Origin of the sequence: Microbacterium deminutum (assembly GCF_039530205.1) — a bacterium.
GTDB classification, from domain to species: domain Bacteria; phylum Actinomycetota; class Actinomycetes; order Actinomycetales; family Microbacteriaceae; genus Microbacterium; species Microbacterium deminutum.
Genome location: NZ_BAAAOG010000002.1, coordinates 568,913 through 581,823 on the forward strand (window position 1 = coordinate 568,913; position 12,911 = coordinate 581,823).

The window sequence follows — 12,911 nt, forward strand, 5'->3', positions numbered from 1 at the left end:
CATGGCGAAGAAGAACTCCGAAGACCCGGGGGAGTCGCCGGTCCCTGACGGGGCCGGCGACCAGCCCGCCGACGAGGGATCGGAGGCGCCGGCGCAGACGCCTGACGCCTCCGACCTCGACGGCGAGGACGCCCTCACGGTCGAGGACATCCTCGGCGCCGCCCAGAACGCGGATGCCGCGGCCGAGGACGCCGTCCTCGCCGACCTCGAGTCCCAGCTGCTGAACGACCTCAAGCGCCTGCAGGCCGAGTATGCGAACTATCGGCGCCGCACCGAGGAGCAGCGCGAGATCGAGCTGGAGCGCGCCAGGGGCACGGTCGCGAAGGGCCTGCTGCCGGTGCTCGACGATCTCGACCGGGCCGAGAAGCACGGCGACCTCGAAGAGGGGACCCCGTTCTCGGCGATCGCCGACAAGCTGCGCGGCGTGGCCGAGCGCATGGGACTGTCGACCTACGGCGCGGCGGGCGAGATCTTCGACCCGCAGCAGCACGAGGCCATCTACCAGGCGCCGACCCCCGGCGTGAGCGAGCCGACGATCCTCGAAGTCGTCGAGACCGGCTACCGGCTGGGCTCCGTCGAACTGCGTCCTGCGAAGGTCGTCGTCGCGGTGCCGGCCGAGTAGCGCCGAGAGGAAATCCATGGCCAGCCAAGACTGGTTCGACAAGGACTTCTACAAGGTGCTCGGGGTCTCGAAGGACGTCAGCGAAGCCGAGCTCAAGAAGACCTATCGCAAGCTCGCCCGCACGTACCACCCGGACTCCAACCAGGGTGACGCCGCCGCGGAGGCGAAGTTCAAGGAGATCAGCGAGGCCTACTCGGTGCTCTCCGATCCCGAGCAGCGCAAGGAGTACGACGGCATCCGGGCCATGGGTTCAGGAGCTCGCTTCACCGCAGGCGGGCAGGGCACCGGCGGATTCGAGGACGTCTTCTCGATGTTCGCGCAGGGCCGCGGTGGTCGCGCACAGACCACCGAGGACTTCGACGACATCTTCGCGATGTTCAACGAGCAGCAGGGCGGCAGATTCGGGTCGGGTCGATTCGGGCAGCCGAGCGGCGGATTCCGCGGCTTCGGCGGTCCGACGCGAGGCGCGGACATGACGGCACGCACCACGATCGACTTCATCACCGCCACCAAGGGCGAGACCATCACGCTTCAGGGCGAGGATGGCAAGCCGTTCAAGGTGAAGATCCCGGCGGGCGTGTCCGACAGCCAGAAGATCCGGCTGCGAGGCCGTGGTCGCCCTTCGCCGGACGGCGGAGAGAACGGAGACATCGTGGTGCAGGTCACCGTGCGGCCGCATCCGGTCTTCACCCGCGACGGCCTCAATCTGCGCGTCACCGTTCCGGTGACGTTCACCGAGGCCGCGCTCGGCGCCACGATCGAGGTGCCCACGCTCGGCGGCGACCCCGTCAAGCTGCGCGTCGCCCCCGGCACGCCGTCGGGACGCGTCCTGCGGGTGAAGGGACGCGGAGTCCAGACCGAGAAGGGCACGGGCGATCTCCTCGCCGAAGTCCAGGTGGCGGTGCCGTCGCATCTGGACGACGCGGCACGCGAGGCACTCGAGCGATACCACAGCCTCGAGCCCAAAGAGAACCCGCGTGCCGACCTGATGGCCAAGGCTCGGGGCTAGATCATGAAGTTCCCCATCCGGTCGTTGAGCGAGGAGCGAAGCGACGAGACGAAACGCACTGGATCGCTCGATGCGTTTCGTCTCGCGCACACCCGCACTGAGCGAGCGCATGCGACTCGAAGCGTCGCTCAACGGCCGGGACTGGTGCAACCGGAAGGAGAGTGACGGATGGGTGAGCAGCGCGAGATCGACGCGGATGCCCCGATCTTCGCCATCGCCGTGGCCGCCGAGCTGTCGGGCATGCACCCGCAGACGCTGCGCCAGTACGACCGCCTCGGCCTGGTCGTCCCCGCCCGCACCCAGGGCGGTTCGCGGCGCTATTCCCTCCATCATGTCGAGCAGCTCCGCCAGGTCGCGCGGATGTCGGGAGAGGGCATCGGGCTTCCCGCGATCGCGCGCATCCTCGACCTCGAAGAGCGCGTCAGAGAGCTGCATCTGCGTGTGCGCGACCTCGAGGAGCAGATGCGCTCCGAGATGGAGCGCCGACCCGGCGCGCGGGTCTTCGCCGCGGGCGCGACCGGTGCCGTCGTGACGCTGCGCCACGGCACGCGGCTGCGCCGGGCGACCGAGGTGGTCGTGTGGAACCCGCGACGCCCGTTGCAGGGTGCCGACGCGAGCGCCGGGGACCCGGCATCCGAGGACGAAGCCGACCCGAACGCGACCTGATCGCGAAGAAATCCGCGCCGGCTCGCACCACTGCGGCCCGGCGTGTGGTTCAGTGAGCGCATGACGGAAGGCAAGCCCGAGGTCGTCGCGTTCAACGGGCGACTCGCCATCCTGCTCGCCATGGCGATGTTCGTGCTCGTGGTCGACACGTCTCTCATGAACGTGTCGATCTCGGCCGTCGTCACAGACCTCGGCACGACCGCCAGCGGCGTGCAGGGCGCGATCGCGCTCGAGGCTCTGGTCTCGGCGGCGTTCATCCTCATCGGCGGCAAGACCGGCGACCTCATCGGACGCAAGCGCGCCTACATCCTCGGCCTGCTGGGGTACGCAGTGGGTGCGATCGCGATGGTGTTCGCCCAGAACCTCACCGCCGTCATCATCTTCTGGGCCATCATCGGCGGCATCGGAGCCTCGCTGCTGCTGCCGGCGATGCAGTCCCTCATCCACGGCAACTTCGAGGGCGCCCACCAGCGGCGCGTGTACGCGCTCGTCGGCGCGTCGGCTGCGATCGCGGCGGCGGTCGGCCCCCTCCTGGGCGGCTTCATCACGACGTTCCTGTCGTGGCGAGTGGGCTTCGCGCTCGAGGCCGTGGTGATCGCGGTGGTCCTCTCCGGGATCGGGCTCGTCAAGGATGCGAAGTACACCGGATCCCGCGTCGTCGACTGGGGCGGCGCCGTGCTCTCGGTCATCGGCATGGGCGGCATCGTGCTCGGCATCCTCGTCTGGCAGGAGGGCGGCGAGTACGTGGCACTGCTGATCGGCCTCGGCATCGTGGCGATGCTCGGCTTCGCCTGGTGGCTGGTCAGTCGCAAGCGGCGAGGCAAGGCGACGCTCATCGATCCCGCCCTGTTCCGCTCGAAGGTCTTCCAGTCGGGCATCAGCGGACAGCTGCTGCAGCAGATCGCCCTCGGCGGCACCATGATCGTGCTGCCGCTGTACCTGCAGATGGTGCTCGAGTACAACGCCCTGCTCGCCGGACTGTCGATCGCGCCGCTGTCGCTGAGCATGTTCGTGGTCGCGCTCCTCGCCGGGCGGAGGGCCAAGGGCCGCCCCGCGAACATCATCCTGCTCGGATTCATCCTGCTGGTCGTGGGTCTCGGCATCCTGGTTCCGCTCGTGCCGCTGGCCACCTCGGGCTGGTGGCTGACGATCCCGCTCATCATCGCGGGTGCCGGTCTCGGGCTGCTCGTCTCGCAGCTGAACAACTACACGCTGTCGCCGATCTCGAACGAGCGGGTGAGCGAGGCCGCCGGCGTGAACTCCGCGGCGGGCTCGTTCGGCCTGTCGTTCGGCCTTGCCTTCGCCGGCGCGATCATGCTCGCGACGCTGGCATTCACCTTCACCGCCCAGGTGGATGCGAGCACCGTGCTGCCGGCGGATGACAAGGCCCATATCTCCGCGGTGCTCGAGGAGAATGCGCAGCTGATCTCGACCACGCAGCTGAACGAAATGCTCGCCGGCGAGCCGCAGGACGTGCAGGACGAGGTCATCGCCATCAACGAGCGTGCCCGCCCGATCGCGCTGCAGGTGGCCCTGCTCATCCCGATCCTCGCGGGCCTCGCCGGCATCGGCAACGGCCTGCGCATGCGGCGCCTCCCCGATCCCGAGCCCTCCGGCAACGCGGAGTCGGTGGTCGGCGCCTGATCCGCCAGAACGGTGGCGGATGTCGGACCGCCGGTAGAACATTGACGCGTGACCCTGACACTCGACGATGTGCGCGCGATCGCTCTGGAGTTCCCCGGCGTCGAGGAGGTCGTCGACGGGCACCGCCGCTCTGCGAAGTGGCGCGCCGGAAGCGGCGTCTTCGTGTGGGAGCGAGGGCCGAGCAAGGCCGACCTCACGAAACTCGCCGCGCTCGGGCGGGAGTGGCCGCCGGGAGTGACCGTGGCCGTCGCCACCGAGGGCCTCGAGGGCAAGGAGGCACTCCTGGGATCCTTCCCGGACATCTTCTTCACCATCCCGCACTTCGACGGCTACCCGGCTGCGCTGGTGCGGCTGGACGAGATCGACCTCGACCAGCTGCGCGAGGTCATCACCGACGCATGGCTGCTGAAGGTGCCCCAGCACACCGCGGATGAGTGGCTCGCCGAACACGGCGGCGGTTGATCATCGCCGGCATCCTCGTCACGACGCTCGCCCGCGCCGCGCTCATCTTCGTGGGGCACTACACGCTCACCGCGGTCGAACTCGTCGCCGGGCTGCTCGTGTTCGGATGGATCATCCTCTTCATCCGCAACGCCGCCGCGCTGCAGCAGGACTCCGGCCGGCAGGTCCCCCCGCGCCCGTGATCCGTTGCGGGCGCGCCCTCGCGGGCGACGGCGACGCCGCGGATAACCTGGCGGCGTGAGCCCCACCCGCCCGCCGGCCGCGCCGGCGCCCGCCGCGCTGTCACCCACGCTGCGGGTGCTCATCGGGCTCGCCGCCGCGGTGATCGCGCTGGCGGGGCTGGCGTTCGCGCGCGGTCTCGTCGGGCCTCTCGTGCTCGGCGCGGTGATGGTGATCATCTGCCACCCGGTCCGGCACCCGCTCGAGCGGGCCGGCTGGCCGCGCTGGGCGGCGACGACCGCCGTGATCGTCGTGGCGTATCTCATCCTCGCCTTCCTGGCGCTCCTGCTCACCTTCGCGGGCGTCCAGTTCGCGCGGCTCGTGGGCGACTTCAGCGACCAGCTGCAGGCGACCGCGAAGTCGGTCATCGCCTGGCTCGGGTCGCTGGGGCTCGATCAGCAGGGGGCGGATGCCGCGGCATCCGTTCTCGATCCCGCGAACATCCTCGCCTTCGCCGCCTCACTCGGAGGCACCGTGCTGAGCGTGCTCACGGCGTTCTTCTTCGTGCTGGCGTACGTCATCTTCATGGCCGCGGACGGAGCGCGCTACACCCGGGCCGAGCATGCGTTCGGGGCGGAGGTGAGGCCGCTCGTGCACCGGTTCGTGGCGTTCAACTCGGGTGTGCGTCGCTACTACGTCGTGAATGCGAGCTTCGGCGCAGTCGTCGCGATCATCGACGGACTCGCGCTGTGGGCGTTGGGGATCCCGGCGCCGGCGGTCTGGGCGATCCTCGCGTTCGTGACGAACTTCATCCCGAACATCGGCTTCGTGATCGGGCTCGTACCGCCCGCGCTGCTCGCGCTCGTCGTCGGCGGATGGCCGCTGATGCTTGCTGTCATCGCGATCTACTGCGTCGTCAACGTCACCCTGCAGGTGCTCGTGCAGCCGAAGTTCGTGAGCGACGCGGTCAACCTGAGCCTGACGCTGAGCTTCTTCTCGGTGATCTTCTGGACCTTCATCATCGGACCGTTGGGCGCCATCCTCTCGATCCCGCTGACGCTCCTCGCGAGGGCCCTCGTGCTCGAAGGTGACCCCGGCAAGCGATGGCTGCGATGGCTTTCGGGCGACACGGCCGTCGCACGCCAGAGCGGAGCGGTGCCATGACCGAGGAGCGGTGGTTCCAGATCACCTATTGGCCGCTGCTCATCGCGTCGGTGCTGTTCATCATCGCGTACTCGTTGCAGGTCATCTTCGAGCTCTCGGGCACCGCGGAGACCATCGCTCGGAGCTTCGTCTATGCGACGTGGTTCGTCTTCATCGTCGACTATCTGGTGCGCCTGTGGCTGTCGTCACCCCGGGGCCCTTGGTTCCGGCACCACATCTTCGACCTCCTCGTCGTCATCATCCCGCCGCTCAAGCCGCTGCGGCTGCTTCAGGCGTTCACGCGGGTGGCGTCGAAGCGCACGTCGCAGGGGACCGCGCTGCGCAGCCGCATCTCGGTGTATGGCGCGGGAGCCGCCCTCATCCTCATCTGGGTCGCTGCCCTCGCGGTGCTCGACGCGGAACGCGGCAAGCCGGGCGCGAACATCGAGACGTTCGGGGATGCCGTGTGGTGGGCGTTCGTCACGATCACGACGGTGGGGTACGGCGACTACTATCCCGTCACCGCGGCGGGTCGGACCGTCGCGGTGGGCCTCATGGCCGGAGGCGTTGCGGTCGTCGGCGTCGTGACCGCGACGTTCGCGTCGTGGGTGCTCGAGAGAGCGGCGGCCCGGTCCAGCGACGACGACGAGCCGGCGACGCGCGGCCAGATCCGCGCCATGTCGAAGGACCTCACGCGGATCACGAACCGGCTCAGCGGAGGTCCCCCGCCGGAGCAGTGATCACCCCTTGAAGCTCAACGGCTGCTCGAATCCTGGACCCGCAGGAGCAGATGCGCCTCGCGATGGCCAGACAGCAGCGCGCATCCGGGGCGATATGCTCGGCCTGTCAGCCGTCCGAGCCCAGAGGGAGCGCCGATGACCGACGGTCACAGCGGCCGGCAGGGTCGACGGGTCGGCGGCCTGCATCTGGTGCGGCGGCATTTCGCAACCGACGAGGGCGTCTACGGCGTCATCCTCGTCGCGGGCATGATCGTCGCTGCGGGCTCACACGAAGCGACGGCCTGGCAGGTCTTCCTGCAGGTGGTCGGCACGGTGATCGTGTTCTGGGCTGCGCATGTGTACGCGGGCACCGTCGCACATCACGGGTTCGAGGACGGCCGGATCATCGGCATCCGAGAATCGCTTCGACTTTCGCTGCGCCGATCGTGGGGGCTTCTCGTCTCGGCTCTGATCCCCTCGAGCATCCTGCTGCTGGGGGTCGCGCACATCGTGCCCGACGACGCCGCGGCCTGGATCGCCCTCTGGACGTGCGTGGCCGTGCTGGCCGTGCTCGGCTACATCGCGTTCGCGCGTCGCAAGGCACGCTGGTACATCCGCGTACTGGGTTCGATGGCGACGGCCGGGTTCGGCATCCTGATGATCCTGCTCAAATCCGGCGTCCACTGACCGATGCAGACGGGGGGTCCGGCCGGGTGACCGGCTCGGACCCCCGCTGCGATCGCGCTCAGCTCAGCAGCTTGGCCTTGGCCGCTGCGAACTCCTCATCGGAAAGGATGCCCTGTGCGTGCAGGGTGCCCAGCTGGTTCAGCTGCGCCATCAGGTCGGAGCCGCCCCCGGCCGGAGCTGCAGGCGGCGGCGGTGCAGCCGCCTGGGCGTTCGCCACGGCCTGCGCCGCTGCTGCGTCCATGGCGGCCTGCTGCTGCTGGGCCTCGTAGGCCTGCGCTTCGTAGGCCTGATTCGCCTTGTCCTGCTGGTGGCCGGCGACGGCGCCGGACACCGCGGTTGCGGTCCCCGCGACGACGGCGGTGCGAGCGGCCATTCCTACGAGACCGGGACGGCCTCTCCTTCTCATCATGATCTTCTCCTTCAGCCCATGTGCTCGGACAGATATGCATTCACCAAGGGTGCGGGGATTCCCTGCCGGGCGACGACCATGCCGCCGGCATCGTAGAGAGCGCCCGCGAAGGCCTTCGCCCAGAGCAGCTCGACGACGAGGATCGCCGCCGACGTCCCTGGTTCGATGCCCTCGGTGAGGTCGCTGATGTCCTCCTCGCTCGCGAGACCGGCGAGGTCCAGGGCGGGGACGCCGGCATCGTCCATCGTGTCGGAGAGCTCCAGCACGGTCAGTTCGCCGTCCTCGGACTTCGTGGCGAACACCAGGTCGAGGAGATTCACCGTGCCCGACGTGACGAGGTCGTCGATCGCCTGGAGGACCCCCGGCCCTGGTCTCTCGCCCTCGAAGCCGATGGCGTAGAACTCGATCGGGCCGTAGTCGAACGTTGTCATGGATACCTCCGAATTCAACTGCCGTAGGCGGTCGAAGAGCCGCTCGGCGGATGGGTTGTGAACCCAAGCCTCGTGTCGTGCCGACCGGCGGTCGTCATCCCACTCGGGTGATTTGAGACTACGGCTGAACACGCAAGAGCGGCAGGCCTGTTCGGATGAACAACGCCTGCCGCTCTGGACGCTTCTGCAGCGCTCAGCCGGCCAGCGCCTTCGCCTTGATGGCGTCGAACTCCGCCTGCGTGATGGCGCCGGAGTCGAGGAGGGACTTCGCCTTGGCGATGTCGTCCACGCTGCTCCCTCCCGCTGCCGTGCCCGCGGTCTGACGGATGTAGTCGTCCTGCGCCTTGCGCATCTCGGCGGCCTGCGCCATGCCGCGCTTGGTCATGCCGTTGCCGCGAGCGATGAGGTACACCAACGCGGTGATGAATGGCACGAAGATCAGGAAGACGATCCAGACGGCCTTCCACCACCCGCTCAGCTCGGAGTCCCGGAAGAGGTCGCTCAGGATCGAGAAGAGGACCATCAGGTAGGCGAAGAAGACGAAGACCCAGAAGAACCAGACAAGCAGAGACCACAAGCTGCTGTTGTCAGAGAAGATCATGTCGTTCCATTCGTTCGGGGCGAGCCGGGTAGCCCACCGCTTCTCTTTGACGCTAACGATGCGTCCGCTGGCGTTGCGTCACCCGCCACGGGTGAGAATTTAGGCCTCTCCGGGGTCGACCGGGTTCACCGACACGACTTCGATGTGCAGCCCGTCGAACATGTCGAGCAGGCCGAACAGCATCGACTGATCCGGAACGGGCCCGATGATCCGTGTCAGTCCGCCCTCGCCGGGCTCGACGTCGAAGCCGTCCAGCGCGGCGACGAGATCCGCTCCGAGCCTGCCTCGCACGACGACCTCCATGACGTGAGCGTGCATGCACGACCTCCTCGCCCCGCGGTCGTAACCCGCGGATAGCGGTATCGTGCGACATCCTCACCCGGCTGCCGTCATCCCTGTGGGATGATTCTCCTGCCCACGCGAACTCGCACGCAGAAGGCGGTGACGGATGCCGGTTGACCGGATCGTTCCTCCCCACGCCGTGGACCGGCCCGAACTCCTGAGCCGTCTCGACGTCGGGATGGATGCGCCGCTGACCCTCATCGTGGCGCCCGCCGGCTCAGGCAAGACCGTCCTCCTCACGCAGTGGGCCGCCACGGTGGGCGAGGGTCGCGTCGGGTGGCTGGACATGAGCTCCGCCGATGACGACGCCGTGCATTTCGTGCGGCGCCTGGTGGCCGAGCTCGCCTCGCTCGACCCGGCGCTGGCCGGCCTCGACGGCCCGCTCTCGACGGTCGGCGAGGGGCTCGGCGACGCACTGCTCGAGCTGATCGCTGTGACACTGGCCGAGGTGCCGCACAAGATCGTGATGATCTTCGACGATCTGCACCGCGTGTCGAACCGGGAGATCGTGACCGACCTGTGGCGCCTGGCCGACCTGCTTCCGCCGAACACCCACTTCGTGTTCTCTTCGCGCGTCGACCTCCAGCTCGGCTGGAGCCGCCACCGCCTGCAGCACGGGCTGGTGGAGCTGCGACAGGCGGAGCTCGCGTTCGACCGCGACACCGGCGGCAGGGTGCTCGAGCGGATTCTGCGACGGCCGGTCGACCCTGCCACGGTGGCCACGATCGTCGAACGGACCGAAGGATGGGCAGCCGGCATCCAGCTGACGGCGCTCAGCCTGCGATTCCGCTCCGATCCGGACGAACTCGTCGATGCGCTGGCCGAGAGCGATCGGCTCGCGATCGACTACCTCAGCGAGGAGGTGCTGGACGCGCAGTCGGCCCGCCGCCGCCGCGCCCTGCTCCAGCTGTCGGTCCTCGACGAGATCAGCCCCGGTCTGGTCGAGGTCGTCGGCGGGATCGACGAGGGGGCGTCGTTCCTGCGCGACCTCGAGAACGAGTCGATGTTCGTGGTCGCCGTCGCCGGCAGGCCCGATCACTACCGCTTCCATCATCTGTTCCGGGATCTGCTGCGCTACCGCCTGCGCGCGTCCGACTCCGAGGCGGAGCCCGAGCTGCTCACCGCCGCCGCCGGATGGCACTCGGCCCGCGGTGACGCCGCTGCGGCGATCGAATGCCTGCTCGCAGCGCGGCGCTGGGATCGGGCCCTCGACCTGATCCTCCTTCGCGGCCGCGATGTCTACGAGCGGGGCGAGACGGCGACGGTCGCACGCTGGCTCTCGCTGGTGCCGCCGCGGGACCGCTCCGCGCGGATCGACGCCGAGCTGCTGTACGGCATCCTCGAGGGGATGTCAGGTCATGCCGCGACCGCCGAGGAGGTCTTCCGCGGGATGCTTGCAGACCGCGGGCTGCCCGTCGGACATCGGCTCGTCGTGCTCGCCTACCTTGCGGCGGCCGTGCAGTTCCGCCCGCACCCCGAGGTCTACCTCGATGCGGGACGCCGAGCACTGGAGCTGCTCGAAGAGGCCGGTGACGCGTCGATGCCCGACGTCATCCACATGACGGACCGGGGGCTGGTGACCTCGCTCGGACTCGCGTCGGTGGGCCGCGCGCACTTCTATCTCGGAGACGTGACGGCGGCGCGCGAATGGCTCGAACGGGCGCTGGAATCCTCGGGCGGTACGTACGGGCCGTTCCGCGTCCACATTCTGGGCAGTCTCGCACTGGTGCACGCGTGGCAGGGCCGGCTCACGCGGGCCGCCGAGCTGGCCGACGAAGCACTCGCGCTCGCCACGGAGCTCGCTCTGCTCGGGCATCCGTCCCCGGCAGACGCCTACCTCGCCAAGGCGCTCATCGCGATCCAGCGCGGCGAACCCGAGGCCGGCGCCTTCGCGCTGCACGAAGGGCATCTGCGCGCCGCCTCGAACGGCCGGGTCCAGCTCCTGTGGATCGCCCACGCCCTGTCCCGCCTGGTGGACCCTGACGGGACGGATGCCGCGGCGATGCCGCCCGCCGGGGCAGCCCCGCCGATCGTCCGCACCGCCCTGCGCGCGATCGACCATCGGAGGATACGAGAGAGCGGCGGGTCCACGCCGCCGAGTCCCGAGACCGACTGGTCCGGCCTCTCGTTCGAAGACGTCGCCGGGGTGCTGGCCGCGGGTGATGCAAGCGCAGCGCGGGCCAGGCTGCAGGCCATGCCGGGACAGGAGATCACGAGCCCGGCGCACACCGTCGAGCGCGACATCCTCCTGTCGTGGCTCAGCGATCTCGAGGGGCGTCCGTCGGAGTCCCGCCGACTGCTGTCGGCTGCGCTCGCGGCGGCCGAGGGCGAGGAGCTGATCCACCCGTTCCTGCGAGCCGGCGCGTACATCGAGGGACTGCTCCTGGCGATGCCCGGTCAGCCCACAGGCTTCCGCCGAGTGATCCTCGGCCGCTTCACGCCGAGCACGCACCGCCAAGCCGGACAGCTCACCGAGCCACTCACCGCCCGTGAGCTCGAGCTGCTCGCCTACCTTCCCAGCAGGCTCACGAATGCGGAGCTCGCGGCGCGATGCTTCGTGTCGGTCAACACCGTCAAGACGCACATGGCGCACATCTACCGCAAGCTCGACGCGGGCGGGCGGGATGCCGCGATCGCTCGCGCCCGCGAGCTGGGCCTCCTTGAAGTCGGCGATATCGCCCGCGTGGGATGACCCGCCGCCCGTCTCACGGGTCTACAGTGCGGCGCATGAGCAACTCGTCCGACGAGGTCGTGCCGGGGCATCCGGAGCCGACTCCGCCAGCAACACGTGCGGAGGCGGCTGCCGCGCGCAGCGACATGCTCACCCAGGAGCCTGAGCCGGCACCCCCGGTTTCGCGCGAGGCCCGGCGCGGAATCCTCACCGTCATCGAGCGCCCGCTCGCCGTCGGATTCATCGCGACGCTGGGCGTGCTCGGGGGCATCGTCCTCGGATCCGCGATCGCCTCGATCACCTCGATCCTGATCTACATCATCCTGGCGCTGTTCATCTCGCTCGGCCTCGACCCCATCGTGCGGATGCTGGAACGCAGAGGTCTCAAGCGCGCTGCCGGGATCGCCATCGTGTTCGGCGTGTTCGTCCTCATCGCCACGGCCTTCCTCTTCTTCGTCCTGCCGCCGGTGGTTCAGCAGATCGGCCTGTTCATAGAGTCGATACCGAAGGCGATCAACGAAACGCTGCACAGCGAGTGGTTCCTTTCGCTGCCTGCGGACCTCCAGCTGGCGGTCACGGGTGCACTCGAACAGGCTTCGTCAGGGCTCGCGCATCCGGAGACGATCGCCGCGATCGGCGGCGGCATCCTCAAACTCGGGGTCGGCATCGCCAGCGCCATCACGGCGGGCTTCATCATCACCGCCCTCACGCTGTACTTCCTCTCGTCCCTCGACGGGATGAAGCGGGCGCTGTACTCGCTCGCGCCCGCCTACGACCGCCCGACTCTCTCACGGATGACGGAGCGGGTGACCGCCTCGGTCGGCAGCTCGCTGCTGGGGTCGGTGATCCTGTCCGCCATCAACGCGGGCGTGGTCTTCTTCCTCCACCTGGTGATCGGACTGCCGTTCCCCGCGCTGATGGCTGTCATCGCGTTCGTCATCACCCTTATCCCGCTGTTCGGCTCGGTGATCTTCCTGATCTTCGCGTCGATCGTCGCGCTGTTCTCGAGCCCGACCCAGGCGCTGATCTTCGCGATCGGGTACCTCATCTACATCCAGCTCGAGTCGTACGTCGTGAGTCCTCGGGTCATGAACCGCGCGATCTCGATTCCGGCCGCCCTCGTCCTGATCGGGGCGCTCGTCGGCGGCACGCTCGCGGGAGTGATCGGCGTCCTCGTCGCCCTTCCTGTGATGGCATCCATCCTCCTCATCATCCGAGAAGTCGTGGTTCCGAAGCAGGACGCGAAGTTGCGAGCCTGACGCTCCCGTTGAGTTCGCCCTCGGCGGACGTGAGCCCACCTGGTCGGTGAGTGTCGGCGGGGTCTGAGATCCTGGATGTCGGCGACG

General features: G+C 68.8%; 15 protein-coding genes. 11 read left to right on the plus strand and 4 right to left on the minus strand.

Going from position 1 to position 12,911, the window contains the following annotated elements:
* Window position 1 precedes the first annotated feature (1 nt).
* From ABD212_RS08870 to ABD212_RS08910, 9 genes are all read left to right on the plus strand, one after another.
* Window positions 2–622, plus strand: coding sequence for a nucleotide exchange factor GrpE (locus ABD212_RS08870; RefSeq protein ID WP_344093509.1), 621 nt, complete (start codon window positions 2–4; stop codon window positions 620–622).
* A 16-nt stretch (window positions 623–638) separates the two neighbouring features.
* Complete coding sequence (locus ABD212_RS08875; protein WP_344093511.1) at window positions 639–1,631, plus strand: DnaJ C-terminal domain-containing protein; 993 nt, start codon at window positions 639–641, stop codon at window positions 1,629–1,631.
* A gap of 168 nt (window positions 1,632–1,799) precedes the next feature.
* A complete protein-coding gene (locus tag ABD212_RS08880) occupies window positions 1,800–2,297 on the plus strand; it encodes a heat shock protein transcriptional repressor HspR (protein ID WP_344093513.1) in 498 nt (165 codons plus the stop codon).
* Between the two features lie 60 nt (window positions 2,298–2,357).
* Window positions 2,358–3,941 carry an MFS transporter gene (locus tag ABD212_RS08885; RefSeq protein ID WP_344093515.1) on the plus strand — a complete coding sequence of 528 codons (1,584 nt, stop codon included), beginning with the start codon at window positions 2,358–2,360 and terminating at the stop codon, window positions 3,939–3,941.
* 48 nt (window positions 3,942–3,989) lie between these two features.
* Window positions 3,990–4,403, plus strand: a complete 414-nt coding sequence (locus tag ABD212_RS08890; protein ID WP_344093517.1) for an MmcQ/YjbR family DNA-binding protein — start codon at window positions 3,990–3,992, stop codon at window positions 4,401–4,403.
* On the plus strand, window positions 4,400–4,585 hold the full coding sequence (locus ABD212_RS08895) for a hypothetical protein (RefSeq protein ID WP_344093519.1): 186 nt from the start codon (window positions 4,400–4,402) through the stop codon (window positions 4,583–4,585). The genes ABD212_RS08890 and ABD212_RS08895 overlap by 4 nt, the downstream gene beginning before the upstream one ends.
* Window positions 4,586–4,640: 55 nt before the next feature.
* Window positions 4,641–5,726, plus strand: a complete 1,086-nt coding sequence (locus tag ABD212_RS08900; RefSeq protein ID WP_344093521.1) for an AI-2E family transporter — start codon at window positions 4,641–4,643, stop codon at window positions 5,724–5,726.
* Window positions 5,723–6,445 (plus strand): potassium channel family protein, encoded by a 723-nt coding sequence (locus tag ABD212_RS08905; RefSeq protein ID WP_344093523.1) that lies wholly within the window; start codon window positions 5,723–5,725, stop codon window positions 6,443–6,445. Before ABD212_RS08900 ends, ABD212_RS08905 begins: the two co-directional genes overlap by 4 nt.
* Before the next feature lie 135 nt (window positions 6,446–6,580).
* Window positions 6,581–7,111 (plus strand): hypothetical protein, encoded by a 531-nt coding sequence (locus tag ABD212_RS08910; protein ID WP_344093525.1) that lies wholly within the window; start codon window positions 6,581–6,583, stop codon window positions 7,109–7,111.
* Window positions 7,112–7,169: 58 nt separating this feature from the next.
* Here the strand turns inward: ABD212_RS08910 and ABD212_RS08915 are convergent, their stop codons facing one another.
* The 4 genes from ABD212_RS08915 to ABD212_RS08930 form a co-directional block, all read right to left on the minus strand.
* A complete protein-coding gene (locus ABD212_RS08915; RefSeq protein WP_344093527.1) occupies window positions 7,170–7,520 on the minus strand; it encodes an SHOCT domain-containing protein in 351 nt (116 codons plus the stop codon).
* An 11-nt stretch (window positions 7,521–7,531) separates the two neighbouring features.
* A complete protein-coding gene (locus ABD212_RS08920; RefSeq protein WP_344093530.1) occupies window positions 7,532–7,951 on the minus strand; it encodes a DUF6325 family protein in 420 nt (139 codons plus the stop codon).
* 193 nt (window positions 7,952–8,144) lie between these two features.
* Window positions 8,145–8,552, minus strand: coding sequence for an SHOCT domain-containing protein (locus ABD212_RS08925; protein ID WP_344093532.1), 408 nt, complete (start codon window positions 8,550–8,552; stop codon window positions 8,145–8,147).
* Window positions 8,553–8,651: 99 nt separating this feature from the next.
* The gene (locus ABD212_RS08930; RefSeq protein ID WP_344093534.1) at window positions 8,652–8,870 is read right to left on the minus strand and encodes a hypothetical protein; all 219 of its coding nucleotides are present in this window, start codon (window positions 8,868–8,870) and stop codon (window positions 8,652–8,654) included.
* Between the two features lie 130 nt (window positions 8,871–9,000).
* On the opposite strand from ABD212_RS08930, the gene ABD212_RS08935 reads away from it, so the two are divergent.
* Both ABD212_RS08935 and ABD212_RS08940 read left to right on the plus strand, forming a co-directional pair.
* Entirely contained in the window at window positions 9,001–11,586 is a 2,586-nt protein-coding gene (locus ABD212_RS08935; RefSeq protein WP_344093536.1) for a winged helix-turn-helix domain-containing protein, read from the plus strand.
* A gap of 35 nt (window positions 11,587–11,621) precedes the next feature.
* Entirely contained in the window at window positions 11,622–12,824 is a 1,203-nt protein-coding gene (locus ABD212_RS08940; RefSeq protein WP_344093538.1) for an AI-2E family transporter, read from the plus strand.
* Window positions 12,825–12,911 lie beyond the last annotated feature (87 nt).

Bases quoted from the DNA above. Each gene is read 5' to 3' on its own strand.
- ABD212_RS08905 (WP_344093523.1), top strand. From the start codon at position 5,723: ATGACCGAGGAGCGGTGGTTCCAGATCACCTATTGGCCGCTGCTCATC.
- ABD212_RS08885 (WP_344093515.1), top strand. From the start codon at position 2,358: ATGACGGAAGGCAAGCCCGAGGTCGTCGCGTTCAACGGGCGACTCGCC.
- ABD212_RS08875 (WP_344093511.1), top strand. From the start codon at position 639: ATGGCCAGCCAAGACTGGTTCGACAAGGACTTCTACAAGGTGCTCGGG.
- ABD212_RS08925 (WP_344093532.1), bottom strand. From the start codon at position 8,552: ATGATCTTCTCTGACAACAGCAGCTTGTGGTCTCTGCTTGTCTGGTTC.
- ABD212_RS08940 (WP_344093538.1), top strand. From the start codon at position 11,622: ATGAGCAACTCGTCCGACGAGGTCGTGCCGGGGCATCCGGAGCCGACT.
- ABD212_RS08910 (WP_344093525.1), top strand. From the start codon at position 6,581: ATGACCGACGGTCACAGCGGCCGGCAGGGTCGACGGGTCGGCGGCCTG.
- ABD212_RS08935 (WP_344093536.1), top strand. From the start codon at position 9,001: ATGCCGGTTGACCGGATCGTTCCTCCCCACGCCGTGGACCGGCCCGAA.
- ABD212_RS08915 (WP_344093527.1), bottom strand. From the start codon at position 7,520: ATGATGAGAAGGAGAGGCCGTCCCGGTCTCGTAGGAATGGCCGCTCGC.
- ABD212_RS08920 (WP_344093530.1), bottom strand. From the start codon at position 7,951: ATGACAACGTTCGACTACGGCCCGATCGAGTTCTACGCCATCGGCTTC.
- ABD212_RS08870 (WP_344093509.1), top strand. From the start codon at position 2: ATGGCGAAGAAGAACTCCGAAGACCCGGGGGAGTCGCCGGTCCCTGAC.
- ABD212_RS08930 (WP_344093534.1), bottom strand. From the start codon at position 8,870: ATGCACGCTCACGTCATGGAGGTCGTCGTGCGAGGCAGGCTCGGAGCG.
- ABD212_RS08880 (WP_344093513.1), top strand. From the start codon at position 1,800: ATGGGTGAGCAGCGCGAGATCGACGCGGATGCCCCGATCTTCGCCATC.